General features: G+C 68.2%; 20 protein-coding genes and 3 pseudogenes. 8 read left to right on the top strand and 15 right to left on the bottom strand.

The window, feature by feature from the left end:
- Positions 1 to 75: 75 nt before the first annotated feature.
- Entirely contained in the window at positions 76 to 2,520 is a 2,445-nt protein-coding gene (locus tag ACQEUR_RS15680) for an excinuclease ABC subunit UvrA (RefSeq protein WP_433030971.1), read from the bottom strand.
- 5 nt (positions 2,521 to 2,525) lie between these two features.
- On the bottom strand, positions 2,526 to 3,071 hold the full coding sequence (locus ACQEUR_RS15675) for a helix-turn-helix transcriptional regulator (protein WP_433030968.1): 546 nt from the start codon (positions 3,069 to 3,071) through the stop codon (positions 2,526 to 2,528).
- Between the two features lie 351 nt (positions 3,072 to 3,422).
- On the opposite strand from ACQEUR_RS15675, the gene ACQEUR_RS15670 reads away from it, so the two are divergent.
- Complete coding sequence (locus ACQEUR_RS15670) at positions 3,423 to 3,953, top strand: hypothetical protein (protein ID WP_433030966.1); 531 nt, start codon at positions 3,423 to 3,425, stop codon at positions 3,951 to 3,953.
- A gap of 398 nt (positions 3,954 to 4,351) precedes the next feature.
- On the opposite strand, the gene ACQEUR_RS15665 is transcribed toward ACQEUR_RS15670, so the two are convergent.
- The gene (locus tag ACQEUR_RS15665; RefSeq protein WP_433030963.1) at positions 4,352 to 5,269 is read right to left on the bottom strand and encodes a helix-turn-helix transcriptional regulator; all 918 of its coding nucleotides are present in this window, start codon (positions 5,267 to 5,269) and stop codon (positions 4,352 to 4,354) included.
- A 125-nt stretch (positions 5,270 to 5,394) separates the two neighbouring features.
- On the opposite strand from ACQEUR_RS15665, the gene ACQEUR_RS15660 reads away from it, so the two are divergent.
- The 4 genes and pseudogenes from ACQEUR_RS15660 to ACQEUR_RS15645 all read left to right on the top strand — a co-directional run bounded on the left by ACQEUR_RS15660 (position 5,395) and on the right by ACQEUR_RS15645 (position 9,015).
- Positions 5,395 to 6,387 (top strand): aldo/keto reductase, encoded by a 993-nt coding sequence (locus ACQEUR_RS15660; protein WP_433030960.1) that lies wholly within the window; start codon positions 5,395 to 5,397, stop codon positions 6,385 to 6,387.
- A 122-nt stretch (positions 6,388 to 6,509) separates the two neighbouring features.
- Positions 6,510 to 6,668 (top strand): annotated as a pseudogene (locus ACQEUR_RS15655) (DUF4291 family protein); the annotation flags it as partial.
- A gap of 294 nt (positions 6,669 to 6,962) precedes the next feature.
- A complete protein-coding gene (locus ACQEUR_RS15650; protein ID WP_433030956.1) occupies positions 6,963 to 8,414 on the top strand; it encodes an FAD-dependent monooxygenase in 1,452 nt (483 codons plus the stop codon).
- A gap of 25 nt (positions 8,415 to 8,439) precedes the next feature.
- On the top strand, positions 8,440 to 9,015 hold the full coding sequence (locus ACQEUR_RS15645; RefSeq protein ID WP_433030953.1) for a TetR family transcriptional regulator: 576 nt from the start codon (positions 8,440 to 8,442) through the stop codon (positions 9,013 to 9,015).
- 206 nt (positions 9,016 to 9,221) lie between these two features.
- Here ACQEUR_RS15645 and ACQEUR_RS15640 read toward each other — a convergent pair.
- The 3 genes and pseudogenes from ACQEUR_RS15640 to ACQEUR_RS15630 form a co-directional block, all read right to left on the bottom strand.
- A pseudogene (locus ACQEUR_RS15640) lies at positions 9,222 to 10,088 on the bottom strand (IS256 family transposase); the annotation flags it as partial.
- A 112-nt stretch (positions 10,089 to 10,200) separates the two neighbouring features.
- Positions 10,201 to 11,670: a group II intron reverse transcriptase/maturase gene (gene ltrA, locus ACQEUR_RS15635; protein ID WP_433030950.1), complete on the bottom strand. Its 1,470-nt coding sequence runs from the start codon at positions 11,668 to 11,670 to the stop codon at positions 10,201 to 10,203.
- A gap of 585 nt (positions 11,671 to 12,255) precedes the next feature.
- Positions 12,256 to 12,675, bottom strand: a pseudogene (locus ACQEUR_RS15630) (transposase); the annotation flags it as partial.
- 377 nt (positions 12,676 to 13,052) lie between these two features.
- On the opposite strand from ACQEUR_RS15630, the gene ACQEUR_RS15625 reads away from it, so the two are divergent.
- Positions 13,053 to 14,198 carry an IS110 family transposase gene (locus ACQEUR_RS15625; RefSeq protein ID WP_433030947.1) on the top strand — a complete coding sequence of 382 codons (1,146 nt, stop codon included), beginning with the start codon at positions 13,053 to 13,055 and terminating at the stop codon, positions 14,196 to 14,198.
- A gap of 29 nt (positions 14,199 to 14,227) precedes the next feature.
- Here ACQEUR_RS15625 and ACQEUR_RS15620 read toward each other — a convergent pair whose 3' ends face one another.
- The 3 genes from ACQEUR_RS15620 to ACQEUR_RS15610 form a co-directional block, all read right to left on the bottom strand.
- Complete coding sequence (locus ACQEUR_RS15620) at positions 14,228 to 14,350, bottom strand: hypothetical protein (protein WP_433030945.1); 123 nt, start codon at positions 14,348 to 14,350, stop codon at positions 14,228 to 14,230.
- Position 14,351: 1 nt separating this feature from the next.
- Positions 14,352 to 14,780, bottom strand: a complete 429-nt coding sequence (locus ACQEUR_RS15615; protein WP_433030942.1) for an NUDIX hydrolase — start codon at positions 14,778 to 14,780, stop codon at positions 14,352 to 14,354.
- Positions 14,781 to 15,411: 631 nt separating this feature from the next.
- Positions 15,412 to 15,891, bottom strand: coding sequence for an RICIN domain-containing protein (locus ACQEUR_RS15610; RefSeq protein WP_433030939.1), 480 nt, complete (start codon positions 15,889 to 15,891; stop codon positions 15,412 to 15,414).
- 140 nt (positions 15,892 to 16,031) lie between these two features.
- On the opposite strand from ACQEUR_RS15610, the gene ACQEUR_RS15605 reads away from it, so the two are divergent.
- The gene (locus tag ACQEUR_RS15605; RefSeq protein ID WP_433030936.1) at positions 16,032 to 16,889 is read left to right on the top strand and encodes a helix-turn-helix transcriptional regulator; all 858 of its coding nucleotides are present in this window, start codon (positions 16,032 to 16,034) and stop codon (positions 16,887 to 16,889) included.
- A gap of 853 nt (positions 16,890 to 17,742) precedes the next feature.
- Here the strand turns inward: ACQEUR_RS15605 and ACQEUR_RS15600 are convergent.
- Together ACQEUR_RS15600 and ACQEUR_RS15595 are read right to left on the bottom strand one after the other, a co-directional pair.
- Entirely contained in the window at positions 17,743 to 18,675 is a 933-nt protein-coding gene (locus ACQEUR_RS15600) for an EamA family transporter (protein ID WP_433030933.1), read from the bottom strand.
- Positions 18,676 to 19,085: 410 nt separating this feature from the next.
- Positions 19,086 to 19,730 (bottom strand): LysE family translocator, encoded by a 645-nt coding sequence (locus ACQEUR_RS15595; protein ID WP_433030930.1) that lies wholly within the window; start codon positions 19,728 to 19,730, stop codon positions 19,086 to 19,088.
- Between the two features lie 585 nt (positions 19,731 to 20,315).
- Between ACQEUR_RS15595 and ACQEUR_RS15590 the strand changes: the two genes are divergently transcribed.
- A complete protein-coding gene (locus tag ACQEUR_RS15590; RefSeq protein WP_433030927.1) occupies positions 20,316 to 20,903 on the top strand; it encodes a nucleotidyltransferase family protein in 588 nt (195 codons plus the stop codon).
- Between the two features lie 28 nt (positions 20,904 to 20,931).
- On the opposite strand, the gene ACQEUR_RS15585 is transcribed toward ACQEUR_RS15590, so the two are convergent.
- From ACQEUR_RS15585 to ACQEUR_RS15570, 4 genes are all read right to left on the bottom strand, one after another.
- Complete coding sequence (locus ACQEUR_RS15585; protein WP_433030924.1) at positions 20,932 to 22,005, bottom strand: LLM class flavin-dependent oxidoreductase; 1,074 nt, start codon at positions 22,003 to 22,005, stop codon at positions 20,932 to 20,934.
- A gap of 182 nt (positions 22,006 to 22,187) precedes the next feature.
- Positions 22,188 to 22,961, bottom strand: coding sequence for a hypothetical protein (locus tag ACQEUR_RS15580; protein ID WP_433030921.1), 774 nt, complete (start codon positions 22,959 to 22,961; stop codon positions 22,188 to 22,190).
- Positions 22,962 to 23,161: 200 nt separating this feature from the next.
- Positions 23,162 to 23,941, bottom strand: coding sequence for an enoyl-CoA hydratase (locus ACQEUR_RS15575; protein WP_433030918.1), 780 nt, complete (start codon positions 23,939 to 23,941; stop codon positions 23,162 to 23,164).
- A gap of 135 nt (positions 23,942 to 24,076) precedes the next feature.
- Positions 24,077 to 24,898, bottom strand: a complete 822-nt coding sequence (locus ACQEUR_RS15570) for an SGNH/GDSL hydrolase family protein (protein ID WP_433030915.1) — start codon at positions 24,896 to 24,898, stop codon at positions 24,077 to 24,079.
- Between the last annotated feature and the right edge of the window lie 67 nt (positions 24,899 to 24,965).

The raw sequence follows: 24,965 nt of genomic DNA, 5'->3' as shown, positions 1-24,965 counted from the left end.
TGACGAGCGGATCGCGGCATGAGCGTGCACCGATCAGGCGGGTTGTTCGCTCCGAGGCGTTTGTGCGGTTTTCGACTATGTGGTGAGGCGTAGTAGGTGTGGTGCGGTGGGGCCCGTGCCGCGTGCGACTTGCTGGGGTGAGCCTTCGTTGATGATGCGGCCACCGGCCGGCCCGGCGCCGGGCCCGAGGTCGATGATCCAGTCGGCGCTGGCGGCCGCGTGTGGGTTGTGCTCGGCGATGACCACTGTGTGCCCGCGGTCCAGCAGGAGGTCGAGGGCGCTGATCAGCTGCTGGGTGTCGGCGGGGTGGAGGCCGGTGACCGGCTCGTCCAGGAGGACCAGGCCCGGGTCGCGTCCGCCGCGGCCACGGACGATCGCTTTGGTCAGTTTCAACCGCTGGGCCTCGCCGCCGGAGAGGGCGGTGCCGCTCTCGCCGAGCGTGAGGTAGCCGAGGCCGACGTCGATCATGGCCTTGAGGAGTGCGGCAAGCGGTTGCGGTTCGTCGAACACGGTGGCGGCGTCGGTCACGGTGGCGGCCAGCACCTCATCGATGGCCAGACCGCGATACCGGACGGCGAGGACGTCCGAGCCGTAGCGGCGGCCATCGCACTGTGGGCAGGTGAGGTAGGTGTCGCCGAGGAACTGCATGTCCAGCTTGACCCGGCCGAGTCCTTGACAGGTTTCGCACCGGCCGCCTGGGGAGTTGAAGGAGAATGCCGAGGCGCTGTCGAGCCCTCGGCTGCGGGCCGCGTCGGTGCCGGCGAAGAGCGGGCGGATCAGGTCGAACGCCTTGGTGTATGTCGCTGGATTGGACCGCGGAGTGCGGCCGATCGGCCGTTGGTCGGCCACGGTGACCCAGCGCAGCGCGTCGAGACCGGTGATGCTGCTGACCGCGGTGGGGGCCTCTCCGGTCAGTGCGGCAGCGACGGAGCCGGCGATGACCTGGTGCAGGAGGCTGCTCTTGCCGCTGCCGCTGATCCCGGTCAGGCAGCTGAGGCGGCGCAGCGGTATCCGGACCTCGTGGGCCGAGACGTTGTGCGCGACGGCGTCGTGCAGCAGCAGCCATCCGTCGCTGCCGTCGGGTGGGCGTTGCGTGCGGCGTAGCCGGTAGTCCGGGTCCCGCAGGTACCGGCCGGTTACCGACTGCTGGTGGTGCGCGATCTCGGCGGGCGGGCCGCTGGCTATCAGTTGTCCGCCGTTGCGGCCGCCGCCGGGGCCGATGTCGATGATCCAGTCGGCGCGGGTGATCAGGTCGGGGTCGTGTTCCACGAGCAGGACCGTGTTGCCGGCGTCGCGCAGTTCGGTCAGGATTTGGAAGAGGTGGTCCTTTTCCGCCGGGTGCAACCCTGCCCCGGGCTCGTCGAAGACGTACGTCAGGCCGGTCAGGGCAGTGCTGATCTGCGCCGACAGCCGGGCTCGTTGCAGCTCGCCGCCGGAGAGCGTCGGCGCGCCGCGGGACAGCTCCAGGTGTCCCAGCCCGAGCCGGATCAGCAGGTCCAGCCGGTCGCGCAGCTCGGGCATCAGGACCTGACCGACGGTGCGCTGCGCCTCGTTGAGTCCGGCGTCGACCGCCTGGATCCACTCCTGCACCTCGTGCACGAGGTCGTCCGTGACGTCCCGAAGGGTCTTCCCGTCGAGCGTCACGGTCCGCGCGATCTCGCCGAGGCCGGTGCCGCCGCACGTCTGACATTCCCGCCGGTCCAGGAACGGCAGGTAGATCGGCTTTGCCTCCGCGCTGGCCGCTGCGTACGCCCGCTCAATTTCCGCGACGGCCCCGTCGAGCACCCGCCTGGTCCGATAGGTCAGCTCGGTGCCCTTCCTTCGATTGCTGCCGGTGTACACGACATCGATCTCCGCACCGCCGGTGCCGTACAGCACCGCTCGGCGGAACTCCTCCGGCTGATCCCGCCACGGCCGCTCCAGGTCGATGCCGTAGTGCTTGGCGAGTGAGGACAGGGCGAGTTCCTCACTCGACCGCCCCTGGCCGAACCAGGACGAGCCGCCATCGAGGAGGGCACGCTCGGGCCGAGACACGATGAGGTCCGGATCGGCCCGGACGATCTCGCGGGCGCCGATGCACCCCGGGCAGATCCCCTCCCGGCTGTACGGATCGAACTGCGCCGGGTGCAACGGCCCGGTCCAGTCGTTGCCCGACACCAGCGGCCCGAGCCGGGCGAAGACCAGGCCGAGGTACGCCTCCAGCCCGGTCAGCGTGCCGAGCGTGGAGTTCGGGTTGCTGTTGGCGTTGCGCTGGTCGACCGCGAGCGTCGCGGTGAGTCCACGGATACGGTCGACTTGGGGACGGTCGCGCGGCGTGAGAAACTTCCTCACGTATGGGTCGAACCCCTCCACGTAGCGCAGCCGCGCCTCGGCGTGCAGCGTGTCGAGAACCAGCGAACTCTTCCCGCTGCCGCTGACGCCAGTGACGGCGACGATCGCGTGGTGCGGCAACCTCACATCGATGCCGCGCAGGTTGTGGGTGCGTACGCCGATCGCCTCGATCCAACTGTCAAAAGTCATCCCCGCTACTCCTCCTTAGCGGTGATGACCGGGCCGAACTCATCGAGCCAGCGCATCTCCGCCTCCAGCAGCATCGCCTGGCGGCGGAACAGCGCCGCGTCCAGCGCGGCAATCCGGCCCTGCGCAAGGTGCTCGTCGCGTTCGGCGTCCAGGTCGGCGATCGTGGCCGCGAGCACCTCCCGGCGCTGAGCCAGAAAGCCGGCCAGCTCGGCCGGGTCACCGACCCGGCCGAAGAGCAGCGCGACAGAGAGCGGATCGGGCCCGAACCGCAGCTCGCAGACCGCCCTCTCGCGCAGCCCGCGCAGCTCCCGCCGGCCGGCGTCGGTGATCTCGTACACCGTGCGCACCGGCCGCCTTCCGACCTGCTCGACGGCCACCGCCCGAACCAGCCCCTCGTCGCCCAGCACCCGCAGCTCCCGGTACAAGGCGCCGATACCGATGCCACCCCACTGCGCCACCTCGGTGTCGCGGGCGATGAGCTTAATCTGGTGCCCGTACAACGCGCCCTGACTGCCGAGCAGACCCAACACCATGAGCCTAGATAGATTCACGAGACTAGTATCATGAATCTATCTAACCAGCGCCAGACCTATTCCACCCGCCGGAACCGACCAGCCTGATCTGCCTCCTTGACGACAACGTCCACGCCCCACCTGGACAAAGGACCGCATACAGCGAGGTCGAGGGCGTTCACCGAGCGGCATGGCAGGCACGGAGGCCTGCCGAACCAGCCCAAGCTTGGACACACTCATCTCGGCACGAGCGTGCGTTCGGCAGTTGGACGACGACGTACGGAGGGTGCCGGGGTGCCGGTGTCGGGCGCGCCTGCTCGGCGGGAGATCCGGGCACTTGGCGTCTCCCAGCGTGCCGCCCGACCAACTCTATAAGTATGGTCGCGCACCATGAGCGCCGATGGTGATGCAGCACTCGCTCGTCTGCTTCATAGCATCGTGGCCGACCTGCTCACGTGGCTGGACGACTACCCGGACGATCAGGTCGACTCGAACGCCGTGGTCTCGATTCGGCAGAGCGTCGACTGGGTGATTGCACAGTTGCCAGCCGAGCAGCGCAACCAGCTTGCGTCCGGTGACCCGGATCTGGCGGCGTTGAAGACCCTCACCGGTCTCTTTGTCGACCTGTTGTGGTGGTTGGACACCTGCGAAGACGACGAGGTCGACTCGCATGTGGCGGTGCAGCTTCAGGAGAGCAGTGCCGCCTACGTTGATGAGCTGTCAGACGAGCAGCGCCGACGGCTGGTCGAGGTACTTGACGAGTTGGCCGCGACGGAACAGCACGACGGTCGCCGGTACGAGCTGCTTTTCTTCCCGTTCGCGATCGGCCTCGTCGCCGACGAGCCCTGGGCCGAGCCGCCGCCTTTCCGCGAGTGGATTCGCCCCGAAGCCCGGGCGGCTGGCCCGGCTGCGGCCGGCTGAACACGCTGCGAACCGCAGGGGACATCGCTGCGGCCTCGGGCCTGGCAAGGTATTTCGATGGCATCCGCACATCGTCAGTTCCGGGCGTCGACCGACACCAGAGCCCGGTCACGAAGCGTGACGGCTCCGGCTGCGGGCGCCGCACACGGACGGCGGCAATCCGGATGCCTGGGCGTTATCGCGCCGATGTAACGTTGCGAACCGCGCCATTCGACGATGGCGAGCTCACACCTGCTACTCACCTCGTGGATGATCTCTCACCTGGCTCGAGGACTATCCGGCCGATCAGATAGACCCACCGCGTGGCCGCCATCCGGCGAAGCCTCATCTGGATGATCGGACAGGCGCGTCGCCGTACGGGATCGGCGGTGTTTTTGTTACTTTCTTGTCGCCGCAGCTTACGCGGTCGGGGCGCCGCTCTGATGGAGAGGGTCTGCCACCCGAGATGGGGTGGCTGACCAGCTGGCGAGGAGTCTGAGTCGGTCTTCGGACGCAGTGCCGGGTTCCGGGGTGTAGCTGATCAGGTTGTGCACGACTCGGCTAGACAGCGGCAGGTCGAGGTGCTGGAAGGTCAGCTCTAGGTGGCCGACCTCGGGGTGCCGGAGTCGCTTGATGCCGTCGTGGCGGATCAGGACGTCGTGCGCGGCCCATTGGCCGCGGAACTCGGGGCTGAGGGTGGACAGCTCGCCGATGAGGTCGCGCAGCGCCCGGTCGCGGGGCTCGCGAGCGGCCTCGGCGCGCAACAGGGCGGCGGTGGCGTTGCCGGCGGCGTCCCAGTCGACGAAGAAGTCGTGTGCGCTGGGGTCGAGGAAGATGTAGCGGGCGATGTTGGGGCGGCCGCGCTTGTCGATGGTGGCGCTGTCGAACATCGGCGCGTACAGGGCTCGGGCGATGAGGTTGCTGGCGATGACGTCCGTGCGGCCGTTGCGTACGAACGCCGAGGACATCGTCATGGAGTCGAGCAGCCATTGGACTCGCGGCGGGACCTCGACGTCCCGGCGACGCGATGGCGTGCGCCTGGCGGCCCGCGATGACTGGGCCAGGTCGAACAGGTAGGTGCGTTCGTCGTCGTCCAGTCGCAGGGCGCGGGCTACCGCGTCGAGGACGTCTTCGGACACGCCGCCGATGTGACCCTTTTCCAGCCGCGTGTACCACTCTGTGCTCACGCCGGCGAGGACGGCGACCTCCTCGCGCCGAAGCCCGGCGACCCGGCGATGGGCGCTGGTCGGCAGTCCGGCCTGCGCCGGGGTGATTTTGGCGCGTCGGCCGGCGAGGAAGTCCCGGATCTCGCCGCGGTTTCCGGGCTGCTGGTCCATGTTCTCCACGCTAGCCGCCGGTCGCGGCGCGAGAGGGGTGGAGGTTGTACCCCCATAAACGCGACCTTCCCCGGCCATGGCGATCGCGGTCTTCTGGGATCGAACGCGTAACGGAGGTAGGAGACATGACGAGCAAGACACCGGCCGTGCCAGCGGTGGCGCTGGGCACATGGGCCTGGGGAGACAGCGGTGAGGCGGGCGACGGCTATTTCGGCAGTCAGCTGACGGCGTCCGGCCTGCGCGAGGTCGTCGAGAGGGCGCAGGCGAACGGGTTCACCTTGTGGGACACCGCGTTGGTGTACGGCATGGGTCACTCGGAGACGGTCCTCGCTCAGGCGCTGAAGGGCTACGCCCGCAGCGAGTACCAGTTGTCGACGAAGTTCACCCCGCAGGCGGCGGCGGACGGCGACGATCCGGTCGCGGAGATGCTGGAGCAGAGCCTTGACCGATTGGGTACGGAATATGTAGATCTCTACTGGATCCACAACCCCGCTGATGTGGCTCGCTGGACGCCGCTTCTGATTCCGCTGTTGCAGAGCGGCAAGATCAAGCATGTCGGAGTCTCGAACCACAACCTGAAGCAGATAGCTCTGGCCGACCAGATCCTCGGCGAGGCCGGCTTTCGCGTGGAGGCGGTCCAGAACCACTACAGTCTCCTGTACCGCAGCTCCGAGCGTGCGGGCATTCTCGACTACTGCCGCGAGCACGACGTGCGGTTCTTTTCCTACATGGTTCTCGAGCAGGGGGCGCTGACCGGCAGGTACGGCCCGGCCCATCCGTTGCCGGCGGGCAGCAACCGAGCGGCCGCGTACAACGGCATCCTGCCTAAGCTCCAGGCGCTGACCGACAGGATGCGCGCGATCGGCGGGAACCGAGGCGCCTCCGCCGCCGACGTCGCCACCGCCTGGGCCATCGCCAAGGGGACCACCCCGATCATCGGCGTCACGAGGACGACTTACATCGACGGGTTGATCCGAGCGCGCGGCATCGAGCTCGCCGACGAGGAGATCGCGGAGTTGGAGGCGCTGGGGGACGCCGCGGACGTCGACACGCGCGGCTGGTGGGAGCACGAGATGTATCAAGCACCATCCCCCGTTGCGGAGAAAGCGCTTCGCTGAGTCGGCACCGGGGTCGGGTCATCCTCGGCCCGTCCCCGGTCGGCCGCGATCAGGGCCGCGAGTATCGCTTGGTGCGGAATCTCGATGGAGCGGTTCATCGGTCTAGGTGAGGGGTCCGCGACGTGTCCGTTCCCGTTCGTCAAATCCGCGCCGGCTACTCGGCCGGCACCATCACCGTGTACCGGGCGCATCCACCACAGATCGCGATGCCGGCGGTGACCGCGGGCCGGTTCGCGACCCCGTTCCCGCGGGATCGGATGACCTTTATCAAGCCGTCCTTCCTGGCATCCAGATAAAGGGCAAAGTCCGACGCATGACGCTGCCTGAATTCATATCGCGAACCGACACACTACTTTCGGCACGACCGGACGCCGCGCGACCCTCGAGGCTGACCACGAAGCGTGACGGCGCCGGCTGGTGGTGGCGCGCGGTCTGCGGCAGATGTGCGCGCACCGATCAGCGCGGACCGTGGACCGTCGTAACTGTGACTCGATTGCCATGCCAAATGTTAGCAGCTAACATCTTCATGGTGATCGACGTGTTGATCGTCGGAGCCGGCCCCACCGGCTTGGGCCTTGGCGTGTGGTTTGCTGTCCGTGGGGGTGGAGACGAAGATCATCGACGGCGCCGCGGGTCCGGCCTCGACGTCGCGGGCGTTGGGTTTGCAGCCGCGGGGCGTGGAGGTGCTCGATCGCCTCGGTGCGCTTGGTGATCTTCCGGACCGCGCGGTTCCGATCGCGGGCACCGTGGTTCGGATCGATGGGGTGGAGCGCGTCCGATTGGCGCTGCCAACCGCAGACATCCTCCGGGGCCGCCGTGCGTTGGTCATTTCGCAGGCGGATATCGAGGCGCAACTCCGATCCCGGGTGGCGGAGCTTGGCGGGCAGGTCGAATGGCGTGAAACGCTGCTGGGTGTCGAGCAGTCCGGGGAACGGGTGGTGGCGCGGTTGGCCGGCGGCGCCGAGATCGCGGCGCGGTGGCTGGTCGGCTGTGATGGCGCACGCAGCATCGTGCGGAAGAGCACCGGCATACGGCTGGTCGGGCGTAGCTCACCGGAGCGGTTCCTGCTGGCCGACGTGACGGTTCGGCTGGCGGCGGATCGGCATTACGCGGGAATGTGGACCGCCGCAGGGGAAGGGATCGTCGCAATTCCCTTGCCGGGCAACGATCGTTGGCGGCTGATGGCGCCTCACCCGCCGGACCAGGAAGGCAGCCTTCCTACCGAGGCGATCACGGCCCTGTTGGCGCGACGGCTTTCGCGGCTCGGCGCTGGCGCCGGACCGATCGAAGACGTGGCCTGGACTTCGGTGTTTCGGGTCCATCAACGGCTGGCCGAATCCTATCGCGACCGTCGGGTCTTCCTGGCCGGCGACGCCGCGCATATCAGCAGTCCTACCGGCGGACAAGGCATGAACACCGGCCTCGGCGACGCGGAGAACCTCGCGTTCAAACTCGCGTTGGTCGCGGCTGGTCGCGCCAGCGAGCAGCTACTCGACAGCTATGAGGTTGAGCGACGCCCGGTGGCCGAGGCGGTCGTCGGAGCCGTCGGTGGCGTCGACAAGGTACTGGGCAGCCGCAATCAGATGCTGCTGTTCGTACGCGACCGGATCGTCCTGCCACTCGTCAACCGGCCGGCTGTGCAGCGTCGCATCTGGCAGAGGGCTTCGCAGCTGAGCATCAGTTACCACAGTGGCCCGTTGGTGCCGCGCCCCAACCGCCGTTATGGAACACTGCGCTGCGGCGACCGAGTGCCCGACCTGCCATGCCAACGCATGGACGACACGAAGACGCGGCTGCATGCGGAGTTGCGTGGCCATTGGGTGGTGCTCAACGGTCGTAACGGACTCGCGGAACTCGCTCAGCAACGGCTGGGCGCCAACCTGGTCAGCGAGCTGTACATTGCAGACGACGAACACGCGCTCGTCGTGCGCCCTGACGGGCATCTCGGCTGGCACGGCCACCCCGATCCAGTCCGGTTCGGACAGTGGCTCGACCGCGTTCTCACAGGTACCCGCAATGAGACCTAGCCTGCGGGAACAGAAGAAGGCGAACGTGCGGAGAGCGCTGATGCGCCACGCTTTGCGGCTATTCCTCACGCAGGGCTACGACGCCACAACAGTGAACCAGATCGCCGAAGCGGCCGGGGTTTCGCACATGACCTTCTTCCGGTACTTCGCCAACAAGAGCGCCGTCTTCGACATGAGCGTGTACGACACAGCACTGGCAGAACACGTCGCGCGGCGCCCGAAGTCCGAGCCGCCGCTTACTGCGCTCCATCGCGCCACGATGCTGACCTTCACTGAAATCGACCCAACCGATCTAGAAATGCTACGAAAATGCCACCGGATCATCCTGGAAACGCCATCTGCGCAAGCGCATCTGTGGCAGCGGCAGCAGGAAACCGAACGCCATCTCGTCGACGCGCTCATCAGCCGCAGCGCTCGGCCCGAACCCGAACTACGCCCGATCGTCGCCGCCTACCTCGCCATCACCGGGACCTCGCTTGCCGCGTGGGTCGAAAGCGACGGCCAACACGACCTACCCCGGCTGCTCGACCACGCATACAACACCCTATGCGCGGCCGGACGAAGCAGCCGCGCGGGTCGGCCAAGCCCCACCACCGGTTGACGGGACCGTGACCCAGTCACTTGTCGAACCCACGCATCCTCGACCAGTCCACGCCCCGCAGACCCGTCGGCCGAGTTGCTGAGCCGATCAATCCCCGCCCTCGACTGCGCAGTCACGGCCCCGGAATCCCGCGCCACTCCTTTAACCGGCAGGAACTGACCGTGCTGGCGGGGCTGTCTCGCTAAGGGTGTTTCCGGCGATCTTGGTTAGTAGGTTTCTGCGGCTGGGAAGCGGTCGCTGAAGGTGATGGCGAAGGCGTTCAACGCCGGTTTCCAGCGCATCGTCCATCGGGTTCTGCCTGCTCCGGTGGGGTCCAGGGACCGGGTCACCAGGTACAGACACTTCAACGCGGCCAGCTCGTTGGGGAAGTGGCCACGGGCCTTGACCGCCCGCCGGTAGCGGGCGTTCAGCGACTCGATTGCGTTGGTGGAGCAGATGACGGTGCGGATCTCCAGGTCGTAGTCGAGGAACGGGATGAACTCGGCCCAGGCGTTGTCCCACAGGCGGATCACCGCCGGATACCGGTCGCCCCACTTGTCGGCCAGGTCGTCGAACGCGGCTCGGGCCGCGCTGGCGTTGACGGCGGTGTAGATCGGCTTGATGTCCCGCTTCAACTCGTTCCAGTACCGTCGTGAGGTCAGCCGGAAGGTGTTGCGGATCAGATGGATGATGCAGGTCTGCACGATCGTGCGGGGCCACACGTTGACGACGACCTCCGGCAGCCCTTTCAACCCGTCGCAGACGCAGAAGAACACGTCCTTGACGCCCCGGTTGCGTAGGTCGGTCAGCACGCTCATCCAGAATTTCGCGCCCTCACCACCGGTGCCGGCCCACAACCCGAGGATGTCCTTGTCGCCGTCGAGGGTGACCCCGATCGCGGCGTAGAACGGCCGGTTCGCGACCTGCCCGTCACGGACCTTGACCACGATCGCGTCGATGAACACCGCCGCATAGATCTCGTCGAGGGGTCGGTGGGACCAGTCGGTCATCTCCTCGATCACCTTGTCGGTGATCCGCGAGATGGTCTCCTTGCTGACCGAAGCGCCGTAGATCTCAGCGAAGTGAGCGCTGAGTCGAGTCGGTCCGCAGCGCGGTTCCGGTGTTGCCACCAGCCCGTTTCTGCGGACCGCTCGCCGAACCCGCCGTGCGCCTCTCAACGCAACGGGCTCTCCACGGTTTGTGCCGTCAGGCGTGGTTCATTGTTGACCAGGGGGCGGGGATCCTGCTGCGACGCCGATACCTGGTGATGGTGGTCGACGCGATGTTGTGCAGTTCGATCCCGTCCGCCGTGATGGTGCGCCACCCGGTCGGGGTGCGCAGCCAGCGGTGGACGTCCTTCCATCTCCAGCGTCGTTTGGCCTTGACCCAGCGAACGACCCGCCACCAGATGAAGTACGCGAGCCGGTCGAAGGTGTGCTTGGCGACGGCGTGCCGGAAGTAGTTGGCCCAGCCACGCGTGATCTGGTTGATCCTGACCAGCGTTTCTCCCAGGTCCTGCTGTGACAACCTGCGCGTCAGGGCACGGATCTTGTCCTTCAGCGACCGAACCGGCCGGTCACCGATGAACGTGTAGACGTGCCACTGGTCGCGGGTGCCCATCTTGCGTCTCCACCGGATGCGGAAGCCCAAGAAGTCGAACCCGTCGGCCATGTTCACGATCCGTGTCTTGGACGGCGACAACCGCAGTCCCAGCGGAGCGAGCACGGCCGCGACATCCTCACGCAGCGCCTCGACGTGATCTCTGGTGCCGAACACCATGACGACGAAATCGTCCGCATAGCGGACCAGCCGCCACGTCGCCTCACCATGATCTCGCCGATAGTGGCGCCGGTTGTCCGTCGACATCCGCCCACCTGGCTTCCATTCGCGGTGCAGGTACTCATCGAGCACGCTGAGCGCGATGTTGGCCAACAGTGGCGACAGGATGCCCCCTTGCGGCGTTCCGGCCGGCGTGTCGCGTTGCTCGCCGAGCTCCGTGAGCACTCCGGCCTTGAGGAACGCTTTGACCAGCGCGAGCACACGCTTGTCCTTGACTCGACGCCGCACTCGGTCCATCAGGGCCGCGTGGTCGATCGAGTCGAAGCACGCTTCGATGTCGGCGTCCAGCACCCACCGGTAGCCTCGGCTGCCGAAGAGATGGATGTCGGCGATCGCGTCGTGTGCTCGCCGGTTGGGCCGGAACCCGAACGAGACCGGCTCGAAGTCGGCCTCGAAGATGGGTTCAAGGACGAGTTTCAGGGCAGCCTGCACGACCCGGTCAGCGACCGTCGGGATGCCCAACTTACGGACCTTGCCCGACCCACCCGGCTTGGGAATCTTGCGCTCCCGCACCGGCTGCGGACGAAACGAGCTGTCCTTGACCGCCGACCGGATGTCGTTCAGGAACACCGGGACGCCGATCTCCCGCTCGATCCGGGCGACCGTCAGGCCGTCCGAACCGGCAGTACGAGCCCCGATGTTGCCCGCGACCCGCTCGAACGCCACGATCAGCGTCGCCGGGTCGTGCACGAGGTTGAACAGGTCGTCGAACCTGCGACCAGCATCGGCCGCAGCCCACCGGTGAAGTTTGGTCTGCATCCCCGATACCCGTCCGAACACATCCTCTCGGACCCGTCCCAGCGGAGCGTCGCCGTTCGGCGGCGCATCTTTCGGCATTACAGCGTCCTTCCTTCTCCAAACCGCTGCCGCCCTTCCCCATGTGATCGGCTTTCCCGACCTCGGAGTACTACGACGGCTCCGCCCCGCCCGGCGCGTTCAGCCGACGGCGTGCCTATCCCGACCCTCGGCTGGCTACCGAAGGCCGGGAACCATCGCCGGGCGGTTCCCGTGTTCACTGCTGGATCGCTCATCGAAGGAGGCACCCGACTTTGTCCCCGCGGCATCACCACGGCTACGCCGCAGACCTTCACCATGGCCTCCCTACAGAGGTGAAAATCCCCACCCAGGAGTTCCCCGCCATGAGCAGCGGGTGCGCACCGCAACCGGCCCAGATCCGCCAGGTTAGAGCCGGTGACCACTTAGGAGACGTAAACGCCGGTTCCTCGCGTATGCCTTTCCGATTCGCTTGCCGGACCCGCACCATCTGGCAGTGCTGGCACGCCCCGGCGTTGTCAGGGCCGCTTGCCACCCTCCCCGGCACCTCCCGGCTCAGGCTGCCCTCAGCTTCATCAGGCCGCTGCGACGACCCGACGGCGAAGGTCTCTCACCTCCACACAATCCAACAGCGCCTCACGGCGCACTCTCCCCGGTCGTCAGGCCCTTGGCATACAACGACAAGACGACCTCGTCGACCCCCGACAGGCGGCGCTGCCGCTTGCGGACGATCTGGGGCTCGAACGTGGCGGCCCTGTCCCGCGGCACGTCGATCTGCACCGGCCCCGACGCGTCGGTCAGCACCGTCTTCGGTCGGCTGCCGTTGCGGATGTTGCCCGACCCGGCGCCAACGGGTTCGTGTTTCTCGTAGCCGAGGTGCTCAGTCAACTCCTCGTTCAACGCGGTCTCCAGGACCGTCTTGGTCAACTGCCTGAGCAGCCCGTCCGGGCCCGTCAGCGACAGACCCTGCTCCTTGGCCGCCCGGACCAGCTCGGCAGCGGCTTTCGCCTCCGCCGACGGCTCGGGCCGCTTCTTCCGTCCGGTCTGATCGTTCAGTGTCGCGGTCATCACGGCACCCTCCTCACCAGGCACAACGCCTGGCGGGTCAAGCCGGAAACACCTTTAGATCCACAGACCCGTGCTGGCTCACGGGCGCCAACCACGATCGAGTGCTCTGACATCGGCTACTTGTTTCATTGACCTGTGACCGTGGCCCGGCCAGGCTTCGGTCCAGGCGCCCGGGCTGTCGCTCTCACATCGGCTGCCCACGCTGGTCGTGTGGCTCTCATTTGGCCTGCGCGGTCCGGGCGTCGCCCCAGGGCGGGGAGTGGCTCAAGAGGGGTTTGCTCGGCTCGAAGTAGCGTTGCCCTCCCGGCTCGACAACCCAGGTGGATCGAGCATCGGAGGACGCGTTGAGTGTCACGTCGGACCGTGTGGTCATCGAAATGGACCCGCACAAGCGCTCGGCGACGATCGAGGTCATGGCCGGCGACGAGACCATCGTCGGCGGCGGCCGCTTCGACACCGGCCGGGACGGCTACACGGCGATGAGACAGTACGCCAGCCAATGGCCGATCCGGGTGTGGGCGGTCGAGGGCTGTCAGGGTATCGGCCGGCACATCGCCAACCGGCTGCTCGCCGACGGTGAGCAGGTCGTCGACGTCCCGCCGAAGCTGTCGGCCAGGGCGCGGGTGTTCGCCACCGGGCAGGGCCGCAAGACCGACGCCACCGACGCGCACTCCATCGCTCTGGTCGGCACCCGGATGGCAGGGCTGCGTCCGGTGGTCAATGATGGGCAGCTCGCCCTGCTGCGGATCCTGGTCGACCGCCGCCGGTCGCTTGGCGCCGACCACACCCGGATGGTCTCGCAGCTGCACCAGTTGCTCCTCGAACTCATTCCGGGTGGGGCGAAGAAGAGCCTGTCCGCTGCCCAAGCCAAGGCGCTGCTGGCCTCGGTCCGGCCGCGTGACGCGGTCGGCAAGGCCCGGCGCCGGGTCGCCGCGGAGTTGATCGGTGACCTCGAACGTGTCTACCGCCGCACGAAGGAAGCAGACAAGGAACTGAAAGAGCTCGTGGCCTCCACCGGGACCACGCTGATGGACCTGCACGGCATCGGACCGTCCGGCGCCGCCCGGCTGCTGGTCGAGGTCGGCACCATCACCCGGTTCCCGAACCGGGCCCACTTCGCCTCCTGGAACGGCACCGCCCCCATCGACGCGTCCTCCGGCGAGCAGGTACGCCACCGGCTCTCCCGCGCCGGGAACCGGCAGATCAACCGAGTCCTGCACATCATGGCCACCGTCCAGCTCCGTAACCCCACCGAGGGCCGCGCCTACTTCGACCGGAAGAAAACCGCCGGGAAGACGTCGATGGAAGCGATGCGCGCGCTGAAACGACGCCTGTCCGACACCGTCTACCGACAGATGATCGACGACACCACAGCCGGCCAGGTGACGGGCCCGGGAGGACAACGGGAAACAACTACTGACTCCAGCGTGACCAGCTCACATCCCCACGCCGGCTCTTCGGAGAAGTCACTTCCCGGACCCGCCACCACCCAGCTTAGAACCCCGCTTCCCGCGATGGCTTGACACAGAGGGGAGCCAAATGCGGGCGCCGGTCAGACCGCCACCACGTGACCCTGCGTTTCGCGCGGATTGCGGCAGATGCGGATGCCTTGATCCGCATCCGTGCGGTACCGGCCGCACACCGCATTCACCACATCATCCTGGCCGTGCGCCATTTCAGGTAGTCGACCAGCGGACAACCCGCCTGGCGATCTCCGCGTCCAACGGGCTCATGTCGTCGCCCACCGGTTCCGACGGCGGCCACCACCGGAAACCCAGCGCCTCATCGTTCACCGTCAACCGGGGCGGAGCCTCTAACTGGACCTGATACACAGCGAGGATTTCCCGGCGTTTCGGCTTGGTAAGGCCGAACTCCGCCACGCCGGCGAAGGTAAGGTCCGACACGTCAAGGCCAGTCTCCTCACGTAGTTCCCGTACCGCGGCCTGGCGTGCGCTCTCACCCGACTCCCGCATACCCCCGGGAAGCTCCCACTGCTTTCGCCAGCTGTCGAACATCATCAGGACCGCGTCCCCGTGGGTGACGACCACCAACGACGCGGGCACAGGCACCTTCTCGATCAGCCGCGGCATTTCCTCTTCTGCCACGAGACGAAATTCGACTAAGGCGTTGCCAGCACGATCATGGATTGGGAGTACAGCCATGACGCCAATCCAACCGCACGAGCGACGCACTCAACTCGGCAGATGAGTGCGTCGTTGTCGTGGCCGACCCAGCGAGGGCATGGTGCGAACACAGACAACGGGCCGACCGTTAGCACAGGAAGCCTGTTCGGAACCACCAACCTGCAACCGCCTTGGCAGCTCGAACACGAGGTCAACCCGTACATCTGCCCAGCTCAACCCAGGCAACGTCACGGTCGAGCCGTGCAGGTTCGCCTCCTGCCGGGGGCACGTCACTGAACTGCAACAGCGGAACGTGATCGATCAACACCTGATCGTAGAAGCCGCCTTCGCGCTCGGTTAACAACGTGGATGCCCCGGCCGATCGGCCGGGGCATCCTCACGTTGAAGCCCCGCCGTCATCGCGAGCTGCGCGGGTTGCGACCTCGGGTTGCTCGTACCATTGAGGAAGAGTTTCAGGGCGTCGGTCATGTCGGGCGCGACCCTGGAGACCAACTCCATCAGATGGAGCTTCTGTGTGTGCTGTCGGGAGCAGTGGTAAACCTGCCGCCGTCGGGGACGGGGATCGCACCTTAGTTGATCGGTCCTGCCAACTCTACCCGATGGCTCCGAGCACGCCGCCGTAGAAGTCGAAACTAGGAGCGTCGCGCTGCGCGGGACCGGTCATCAGAAAGTCGGTCCCATTGTAGTGACCGACCATCAGGTACCTGCTGGTGGCTACGTTCCTCACAAGCCCGCCTGGGGGGTAAACCCACTTCTGGTAGTTGCCGCCGTTGCATTGCAACCAGTAGACGTCACCGTCGCTGTTGCTGTCGAGGCACTCGCCCGAATAGATCCTGTGGATGGTGCCGTCGTCCCGCCGGTCCCACAACTGCCTGTGATCACCGACACGGCAATTCTGCAAGTCCAGCCAGCCGCCGTCCAAGGAGGTAATGCACTTGTTGGTTGGCAGGTGCCTGATCCATGTGTTCTCGTTGGCGGCGGCACTCGCAGTGGGCGCGGAAAGTACCACACTGACGACTGACGCGGCGACTGTCGTTAACGCAATCAGCAGCCTGCGACTGATCCGGCTCATAAGCCACTCCTGTCATGTGTGAATCGGTGGGATGCGATGCCTCCACCTTCCCCGCTTCGCGACCGGACGGACAGTGCCCTGTTGTGCCTATGGACTGCCGGTACCAGGCCGTCCCGACGTCGGAGTCACATACTGGGGGCATGAGCGGCTCCGGGGAACTGGGCAGGGCGCTACGTGGCTGGCGCGACCGTACGGCTCCGGCCGCAGTGGGGGTGCCCGCCGGCGGTGTGCGACGGACCGCCGGGCTGCGACGCGAGGAACTGGCGCAGCTGGCCGGCCTGTCGGTGGACTACATCGTCCGCCTGGAACAGGGCCGAGCCACCTCACCGTCGGCGCAGGTGCTGTCCGCGCTGGCCCGCGCGCTGCGGCTATCCGAGGCCGAGCGCGAACACCTCTACCTCCTCGCGGGCCAGCCCGTGCCGGGCCCGGGAAAGGTGTCGGCGCACATCCCACCGAGCGTGCGAAGGCTGCTCGATCAACTCGACGGCGCGCCGCTGATCGCGTGCGACGCGAGCTGGAACCTCATCCTGTGGAACCCGTTGTGGGCCGCCCTGTTCGGGGACGCATCCGCGTGGCGCGGACGCGAGCGCAACGTCGCCTGGCGGCACTTCACCTGTCAGGCGAGCCGGGTCAACTACACCTCGGAGCAGGAGGATCGGTTCGCGACCGCCCTCGTCGCCGACCTGCGGGCGGCGACCGCCCGCTATCCCACCGACACCCGCCTGCGTTCCCTGATCAACGACCTACGGGCGGTCAGCACCGACTTCGCCCGCCTGTGGGACAGCGGAGTCGTGGGCGTCCACGCGTCGCACACCAAGACCTTCCACCACCCCGACGTCGGCACGCTCACCCTCGACTGCGACACACTCACCGCTCCCGGCAGCGATCTGCACATCATCGCCTTCACCGCCGCCCCCGACAGCACCACCGCCGACCGGCTCAAACTTCTCGACGTCATCGGCACCCAGACCATGACCGACGACAACTCCCCGAAGTAACAGCTGACAGGTGCAACGTCACCCCGCAGGCGCCGCCCGCTGCACCGACCACCGGTAACACGCCACCGACCTCACTGCGGACTCGCAACCGGGAAACCCACCTCCTGAGGACGACGACTGATGAACGGACCACCCGGCCGCCGGCCCACGCTGTTCACTCCCGAGCACGACTGGGTGAGCCAGCCAGGAAGCGGGATCTCGCGATACGGACAGCCGTTCATCGCCGCACACCCGGGAGCCACCGCAAACGGTGATCGGCAAGCCGGTCTACTACCCGCTCCGGACCGCACTCATCTCGGGAGAGGAGTGCGGCAACGCCGATGAGAGAACATGAGGTGTGCCCAACACAGGACCGATCGCCACTGTGCGACGCTGGGTCGGAACCACCAACCTGCAACCGCCTCGGCAGCGGCAGACCCAGGCCAGCTCCCATCTACCCAGGTCAAACCGGACGAAGCCGCGATCAAGCCGTGCAGGTTTGTCTCTTGCCCAGGGCACCAACCTGCGCCGGCATCCGCTCACTGACGGCGGACAAGGTGCCCCCGTTTACCCCCCGAAAACCCCTCCCCAGAGTTGACTACCAGTGACAAGTGGCGATCAACGCAGGATACCGTTTGTACAGCTCAACGCCTAGATACGACCAGCGATGACAAGCCCAGGAGGATGACGGTTGGTAAGAGGGGGTCAGGGGTTCAAATCCCCTCAGCTCCACAAAATTTAGGCCCTGACCGGCATTCTTGCTGGTCAGGGCCTAAAGTACTTCGACCTACTGCTTGGCCTGGGTCTGGTGGCCTTGTCTTGCGTGTTGCGTCGACAGGGCCACCGCTGGTTCGAATGACGATTCGGCGTCCCTTCACAGAGCAGCTTCGCGCACTGCTGTCTCCGCCCGCTGGGGACTGCGGCGGGAGGCGTGGGCGTACCCGACGGCGATCACGGTGATCAGGGCGGTAAGCGCGAAGGCCCACGGGTCGAAGGCGGCACCGAACGCGACCTGGGCGAGGTAGGTCATGCCGGGCATGGTGGTCACCAGTGTCATGGCCTTCAGCGGGTCGGCCCGTTGCAGGCCGACCTGCAGCAGATACAGCGGGACGACAACGGCGACGACGGCGAGCACCAGCAGCAGGGGGACCTGCGACCGGACGTCCGACAGAGTGGGCGGTTCCAGCGCGAGCAGCACCAGCGCGGCGAGGTACGTGAGGTGGAACCGGTTCGCGGTGACCGTCACCGGCGCGACGTTGAGTTGTCCGAGCCGCTCCGACAGTAACGCCAGACCCGCGGCTCCCACGCCCGCCAGCAGGGCCAACCCGACGCCGATGACGAGTGCGCCGGTGGATAGGTCGTCGGTCGAGCCGCTGGGCAGCCGCAGGGCCAACCCGGCGGAGCAGATGATCAATGCCGAGCCGACCAGATAGTCCGATGCGGGACCCGGCCGCCTCCTGATCACCCGGTTGGCCAGCGCGATCACGAGCGGTCCGATCGCCGTCTCGACCGAGATGGCCAGCGAGGCGGGCACATAGGCCAGGCTGAGGTAGAAGCCGATGAACGTGACAGCCGTCAACACGTTCATGTACGCCATCGGCTTGAGGTGGGTCCGCAGGGTGAGGCCGTTGCCCCGCAGGCCAGGACGTACGACCCGCTCAACGGCGGTGAAAACCACCGTGGCCAGGGCGAAGGCGACGGTGGAGAACAACAGGCTCTGCGTGCCGTCGAGTCGGCCGGAGAGAAATCCACTGCTGCCGGCCTGAAGTACGACCGCCACCCCGACCAGCACTAGAGGCACGTTCACCGTTCCACCCGATCCGGCTCGTAGGAGCGTTCGGTGTTCTCAGGTTCGCGCGGCTCCCGCGGAACGTTGTCGATGGTCACCACTTCCGCCGCACCTGATCTGTCCCCTTCAGCGCAGCGTTGCCAGCCGCTGAAACAACCGACGTCGAATCCGGGATCGGGGTCCGGGTAACCGGACGGACGCGGGCCGGTGCCCGCCGGAGCGTGGTCATTCCGGAGATCATCCGGGCGGCGCACGACATGCTGCCCGACCCTGACGCCAGCGTCACGCGATCGCCAAGCTGCTCGGCACCTGCACAACCACCTCCCCGACCTGCGAGCTGCGCGCCAGCTGGGGTGCGTCAGATCGAGACCGCCGGTTCCTGAGCGGCTGCGGCGCGGTAGTCGCGCAGCTCGGTCGGCCAGGAGGCGTCAACGCGTGGTGGTGGCCAGACGCAGCCCCAACGCGATGAGCACGGTCCCGCTGACCGCTTCGAGCCGGCGGCGGATCACCGGCCGGCGGAACCAGACTCCTGCCCGGCCCACCGCAGCGGCCAAGGTCAGATAGAACGCGGTCTCGACGAGGACCTGCACCGCGGCGAGCAGCGCGGTGGTAGCCAACAGCGGACGGTCCGCCGGCACGAACTGCGGGTAAAACGCGATCATGAATACCGCAGCCTTGGGATTCGCCAGCATCACCACTACCCCTTCAGCGAAGGCCCGGGCCCAGCTCAGCTGACCCTCCGGAGCAGAGGTCACCGCGGTGGCCTCGGCGTGGGCACGGCTGCGCCAGGCGGTACGCCACGCCTTGACACCGAGGTAGAGCAAGAGCAGCGCACCGGCAACGCGCAGCACCACGAAGGCCACCTCAGAGGTAGCCACCAACGCGGCCAAACCCGCCCCGGCGCACAACGCCCACAGGTACAGGCCCGCCTCCAATCCCAGCACCGTCGGCACCGTCGCGCGCAGACCATGCAACGCCGCCCGTCGGAAGATCAGCGCCATCGCCGGACCAGGAGATGCGGAGATCAGCAGTACCGCCACCACGAACCCGGGCAGCAACGCGAGAAGATCCATCGGCCCATTCTGCGGTCGGCTGATCACTGACTCAACCGCATACCCAGGCTCCACGGTTCCCCGGACCTGTACGTCGGCTGAGCTACCAACCGCTGAGACCTACTGACCAGGATCGCCGGCAAGACCGTCGACGAGTCCACCCCGAAGATCCGACTGGCTGCGGCGCGTCAGTGACACCGGGGACGTCGAGGCCCGCGGTAGATCCCAGACCCCCGCACGGGGACGATTGGTAAGGGGACAGGGTCCAAATCCCCTCAGCTCCACCAGGATAGGCATGACCGATGAGCTGCCGAAACAGGCTCCGCAGCCGTAACCGTTTCTCGGTCGTGGCACCGTCGGGGCGCACGATACGGAGGTGCACCTGATCCGGTTCGATTCGCGAGCGGGCTATGAGTCGTTCCTCGCCGACCCCGAGCGTGTCGGGTACCGGGCCTCGCTCAGTGACGCGGCGCCGCGCACTCAGGTGTTGGAGGTGGGGGAGGTCCAGCCTCGATCTGGACGAATCCGTCCCGGTAGGCGCCGCGTGCACCGGCTGGCCGATCCGTCGAGGATGTCGGCCCCCGTCGATAGGGTGCGGGAGTGTCGATGCCGGGTGCTCAGGACGAGGAGCGGCTGCGTGGCCTGATCCGGGACTGCTCCTGGCTGACCCGGGTCCTCGCCACCGTGCGGGATTCCGGGCTGCCCGACGCCTGGGTCGGTGCGGGGGCCATCCGCGATCTGGTCTGGGGCGAGTTCTACGGGTCGGGCTTCGACCCGGGCGGGGTGCGCGACGTCGACGTCGTCTTCTTCGACCCCGATGACCTCGGTCGCGACCGTGATGCCCTGGCGACCGCGCGACTGCACGAGAGTTGGCCGCAGGTGCCGTGGGAGGCGCGCAACCAGGCGGCCGTACACGTCTGGTACGCCGGCAAGTTCGGTGGCCGCCCCGTGGAGCCGCTGCTGAGCATCGCCGACGCGGTCGCCACCTGGCCGGAGACCGCGACCGCCGTGGCGGTACGGCTCGATCGGGCGGGCGCCGTCGAGATATGCGCACCGCTCGGCCTGACCGACCTGCTGGCCGGGGTCTGGCGGCGTAATCCCCGCCGGGCCAGCCTGTCGGTGTCGCTCGCCCGGTTGGCCCGGCACCGACCGGCGCAGCGGTGGCCCGGAGTCCGGGTGGTTCCGCCGATCTGAGCGGCCGGTCGGGGCCCGACCGCGCCGGCTACCCGGGCACCGGTGCCGGCAGCAGCGCCCCGGCCAGGCGTTCGAGGTTGGCCCGGACCCGCGCCGGTTTCCCGCCGGCTTCGACCATCAACAGCAGATGCCGTACGCCGGTGGCCCGGACGGTCTCCGCGAGGCGCTGCCGGCAGGCCTGCGGTGTGCCGACCGCGCCGATCGCGAGCAGGTGTTCGGCGTACGCGTCGAGGTCTCGGTGCACCGGCGGCCGGCCGTCGATCCGCTGGTAGTCGAGCGTGCCGGCGAGCAGCTCCGGCAGCCCGTGCCGGACGACGCGTACCGCCTCCTCGCCGTCGGCCTCCGCGTGTGCCAGGTACGCGCCGGCGTGCTCGACCGTCGCGGGGTCGTGGCCGGCGTCGGCGGCGACCTCGGCGTACCGCCGTAGTAGCGCCGCCTTCTCCGCGTCGCCGGCGTGCATGCCGAGCAGCAGCGGCAGTCCTCGGCGCGCCGCGGTCTCCACCGTGTCCGGGGAGGTCGCCGCCACCCACACCGGGACCCGGCGGCGCGGACGCGGGACGACCGGAACCGGCCGGAAACGGAAGCGGGGCCCGTCCGCCCCGACCCGCTCGGCCCCGGAGAGCCACGATCGCAGCAGGTCGAGCGACTCGGTGAAGCCGTTCTCGTACCGGTCGAGGCCGGTGCCGAAGACCTCCAGGTCGACCCAGGGGCCGCCTCGGGCGACGCCGAGCGCGAGCCGCCCGCCGCTGAGTTCGTCGAGCAGGACCGCCTCCTCGGCCAGCGCGACCGGATGGCGGTTGGACAGCACGCACGCCGCGGTGCCGACGGTGATCCGGCTGGTCCGGCCGAGCAGGTGGGCGGCGAACCCGATCGCCGACGGGCACGTCCCGTACGGGATGAAGTGGTGCTCGGCCAGCCACACCCCGGCGAAGCCCAGCCGGTCGGCGAGCGTCGCGTAGTCGACCGCTGCCGCCAGGGTCTCGGCGTCGGTGGTGCCGGGGAGCCGCGCGGCGAGCAGGAAGACGTGGACCCGCGTCGGAGCAGCGGTCTCCGCGCTCACCCCGGCCGCCGGACTCGCCCGGTCGGGAACCCGCTCGACCACACGCCACCTCCTCGTCCCGCGCGCTGATGCTATGCGCTGATGGAAGTGATTTCCAGTAGCGATATCGTCGGGCGTGCCGTCGTGGGGATCGCGGCCGGCCGGCCGCCGGATGTGTCGCGCGGAAACGCCGGTGGCGGCCACGGCGTTCGTGACCACCACCGGCGTTGTGCCGCGTCGACAGGTCAGGCGGGCTGCCCGTTGGCGCGGCGGCGACGGATCAGCAGGAACCCGCCGACCGCGGCGGCGCCGAGCATGCCGGCACCCGCGACGGCCTGGGTGGCGTTGCCCGTACCGTCGGTGAATCCGCCGTCACCGCCGTCGATGGCCCCCCGGGGCAGGACGACGAGCTTGCCGTGGCTGTCGCAGGACCCCTTGAATGTGTGGTGGCCCGGCTTGGCCTTCCACGGCAGCTTGACCCAGGCCGCGTACCGGAAGCCGTAGTAGGCCGCCTGGCCGCCCTGGCCCTCGGCGTTCTCGTCGTCGGTGACGCCCCCGTCGGGCTGCACCTCACCGTCCGGCAGTGCCGGCTGCTCGTCGTCCAGTAGCGGAGGCTGTCCGTCCGGGAGCGGTGGCTGGGTCGGCGGCCCCGGCGGTTGGGTCGGCTGGCCGGTCGGCGGCAGCGGCGGTTGGGTCGGCGGCCCGGGGGGCTGGGTCGGCTGCCCGGTCGGCGAGGCCGTCGGCCGGGGCGGGGGCGCCGGCCGGTCGTACTTCAGCCAGACCTTGCCGGTCACGCTCGACGTGACGTACGGGAACTCGACGGGCCGGTCGCACTCCAGGACGATCTTGAACTTGTGTCCGGGCTTCACGGCCCTCGGCTCAGTGTGGATCCGGCCGTGGTCGAATCCGTGGTTCGGTGGCGCCTCGTCGGCCAGAGCGGTGCTGGGCGCGCAGATCAACAGTGCTGCGGCACCGAGGCCGGCGCCGGCCGCCACCCTGGCCAGAAACTTCCTAGTCATGACGCGTAGTCACTCCTTCCCCGTGGTTAGCCCGACGGCAGCCGAGCTATCCCGAGGTTAGCCACTTTGCGCGTCTTTGCCCGGTTAATGAATATTCTTCCCCTGAAGCGGGAACTGAGGTGATAACGGACCTGCTGAGGGACCTGATGCCAACCGGGTGGAAGCGGCGCCTTCGCGCCCTCTCGACCGGGTCCGGCGCGTCAGCGACCCGTCCAGCGCGGGGGCTCGTGGGCCAGGAAGGCGCGTACGCCGGTGGCGAAGTCCTCGCTGCCGTAGCAGGCCCGCAGGACGTCGTCGGCCTCCACCTCACCGGCAAACGCCGCCAGCCGGCGGTCGATCTCCTTGAACGCGGCCAGCGTCAGCGGCGCCCCGCCGGCCAACCGGGCGAGCAGTGCCTCGACCCGGTCGTCCAGGTCGGTCCGCGGCACCACCTCGGCGACCAGCCCGGCGGCGGCGGCCTCCTCGGCGGTCAACAGCGTCGCGGTCACCAGCATCGCCATCGTCCGCCCGTGCCCCAGCCGGCGCTGCAACCGGCTGATCACCGCCGGCGTCAGGCAGTTGCCGAGGGTGTGTGCGATCGGCACCCCGAAGACCGCGTCCGGGGTGGCGAGCACGATGTCGCAGTACGCGGCCAGGGCCAGGCCGGCGCCGACGGCCGGCCCCTCGACCACGGCGACCACCGGCACCCGAACCGCCGCGAGTCGCGCCAGCACCTGCCCGATCCGCCGCTCGTACGCGACACCGTCCTCGCCCGAGCGGAACTCGGTGAACTGCCGGATGTCGGTACCGGCGGCGAACGCCCGGCCCCCGGCCCCGCGCAGCAGTACGGCCCGCACCCGCGGATCCTCGTTGATCCGCGCACAGGCGGCGGCCAGCCCGTCGTACATCCGCCAGGTGAGGGCGTTGCGCCGCTCCGGGTTCGCCAGGGTGAGCCGCACCAGCCCGTCCCGCTGCTCGACCAGCAACTCGCCGTCGGCCATCCGTCCACCCCGATCGCCTGTGGATACCGCGTACAAGCCTCCAGCTTGTCGCACGGAACGGCGCTTGCCCGCGCGGACCCGCCCGGCCGTCGGGCCGGACGGGTCCCCGTCCCTGGCTCCCGCTGCCTGGCGACGTCAGGACCGCCGCGCCGACGCCGAGCGGAGCGCGGCCTCCACGAGCGCGGTGTACCCGACGTGCCCGTCCCGGTTCGGGTGGTACGACTCGCTGAGCGGGTTCGAGGTGCCGTTGAGCCACTCGACGTCGTCGCAGATCGAGTGGCCGGTGAACGGGCCGCGCGCGTCGACGAAGCTGAAGCCGTGCGCGCTGGCCCGGGCGCGGATCGTGGTGGCCAGCAGGTCCGCGGCGGCGTTCATCTCGGCCTGCTCGCCGGGGGAGATCCGGGCGATGAAGTTGCACTCCTCGCCGTTGAACAACTTCGGATAGCCGACCACGGTCACCCGGGCGTTCGGGGCGAGCGACCGGATCCGCGAGTAGAGCTGGTCGAGCCGACCGGGCAGGGCGTTGACGATCTGGCTCTCCGCGTTGTCGATCTGACCCCAGCAGGTCGTCGGCCAGGGCAGGGCGCACTGGGTGACCACCGAGGCCCAGCCGATGTCGTTGCCGCCCGCCGTGACGCTGACGTAGCCGGTCGAGGCGTTGAGGCTGCCGAGCTGGCCGTCCAGCACCTCGGCGACCGTCGCGCCCGCGCAGGCCGGGAAGGAGAGCGTGGCGCCGAGCCGGCTCGCGGTGAGCACCGGGAACGCGTGCGGGGAACGCTGGCAGGCGCCGCTGTCCGGGTAGTACTCCCGGGTGCCGGTGCCGGAGGCGTACGAATCGCCGAGCGCGGTGTAGGTGGCTGCCGCCGCCTGCGCGGCCGGGGCGGGCGCGAGACCGATCGCGAGGAGCGTGCCGAGGGGGACGGTGAGGGCGGAGATGGCGAGCCGGCGCAGCGACATGGGGGCCTTCCCTGACATAGGGGTTTGTTGATGTCAGGCTGGCAGAAATGTGCGCGCCGAGGAAGGC

This window comes from Plantactinospora sp. CA-290183 (assembly GCF_050936375.1).
Lineage (GTDB): Bacteria > Actinomycetota > Actinomycetes > Mycobacteriales > Micromonosporaceae > Plantactinospora.
This window is presented reverse-complemented; position numbering and strand designations above follow the sequence as displayed.